The following is a 1,499-nucleotide window of genomic DNA, read 5'->3' as shown; positions in this document are numbered from 1 at the left end:
ACCACGACACGATCCATCTGTTGAATGCCGAGCTTCTGAAATCCGGCAGCTAAACGATCAACCCTTGTGTCAAGCTCTTGATAGCTCCAATGGGTGTTTCCGCATGTAATCGCAATGCGGTCGCCATATTTGGCTGCCCGGTCCCTTAACAAATCTCCAAACGTCTCACCGGCCCAGCAGCCGTTCTTTCGATAGGTCTCAGCTAACTCATCAGGCCAAGGCGTAAATCCTTTCAGCATGTTGCATCCCTCCCTGTTCATATGTGATCCACGCCCATTGCCCGCAGCATTGTCCGAAACTTTGCGGACGTCTCCTGAAGCTCGTCCTCAGGCTTTGAACCGGCCACAACACCAGCTCCAGCATACAGGCGGAGTGAGCGTTCTTCTGCCTCTGCACAACGGATGGTCACGATCCATTCTCCGTCACCGGCATCGTCACACCATCCGACCATACCGGTAAAGAAACCGCGGTCAAATGGTTCAATGCTGAGAATCGCTTCTCTTGCAAGATCAGTCGGTGTTCCGCAGACGGCTGGCGTCGGGTGGAGAGCCGCCGCCAATTCAAGTGCGGTTACAGACGGGTCGGAAAGCTCTCCCTTAATCACGCTGGACAGGTGCCACATCGTTTCCGTTTTGATCAGTGAAGGCTTCTCTGGAACCTCCAGCGTCCGGCAGAAAGGTCTCAGCGCTGCCGCAACCGCGTCAGCGACAACCGCGTGCTCATGAAGATCCTTTGCGGAAGAAAGCAATTCAGCTGCCCGGCGCTGGTCTTCAACAGGATCATTACTGCGCGGCCTTGAGCCGGCTAATGGGTTGGAAACGACCTGTGTTCCCATCCTTGAAACGAGAAGCTCCGGACTTGCTCCGAGCAATGTTCGGCGGGGAGACGTTTCCTCCTTACTGGACACGTCTGTGGCAAACGTGTAGCCATGCGTGTTATGCTGAGCCAGATGGCGAAGCAATTCATCCGTCTGAATCGGTTCAGGCGATGTCAAATGCAGCGATCTGGACAGGACGATTTTGCTGAGTGTTCCATCGGCAATGCGCGCCAGCCCTTGTTCAACACCATTTTTATAATCCTCAGGTTCAGGAACAGGCTTTATATGGTATGTATGCCCAGCCTGCTGTTCCTTTTCCTCATGATCAAATTGAAGCGGTCCTGACCAGCGCACTTCTTCAGGTACAACGAGCCGCGCTGGTTTTACTTGATCAAAAGGAACGGCCCCGACAACAAGCGGCCGGCTTTGCCCTGATTGTTTTGCCTGACGCAGCGTCTCTGCAATTCGGCCAGAAAGGGTTTCCATTTGGTTTTGCCCGTCTGCCTCCGGTACGATTTCACATATGCCTTTCGCTAACAAAACACGATGAGGAGACGCTAAGAAAAAGGCGCCCGGCTGATATTCATGAAGCAAATGCTCCGCTTTTGTTTCTGTTATAACGTTTTGATCCAACATTCTCATGAACCTCCTTTAAATTCAGTTACACGCCTAAGGTCGCGCC

Annotated in this window: 2 protein-coding genes; both read right to left on the bottom strand. The window is 52.9% G+C overall.

Annotation, left to right across the window (positions count from 1 at the left end):
* The coding region (locus ACWHAR_RS21035) for an AMP-binding protein (protein WP_452087715.1) at nt 1–239 on the bottom strand (239 nt) is incomplete at its 3' end.
* Between the two features lie 17 nt (nt 240–256).
* Nucleotides 257–1,453, bottom strand: coding sequence for an isochorismate synthase DhbC (dhbC, locus tag ACWHAR_RS21030; RefSeq protein WP_017695545.1), 1,197 nt, complete (start codon nt 1,451–1,453; stop codon nt 257–259).
* Nucleotides 1,454–1,499: the final 46 nt, after the last annotated feature.

It is taken from the genome of Bacillus sp. LR--39 (assembly GCF_053613335.1).
This window is presented reverse-complemented; position numbering and strand designations above follow the sequence as displayed.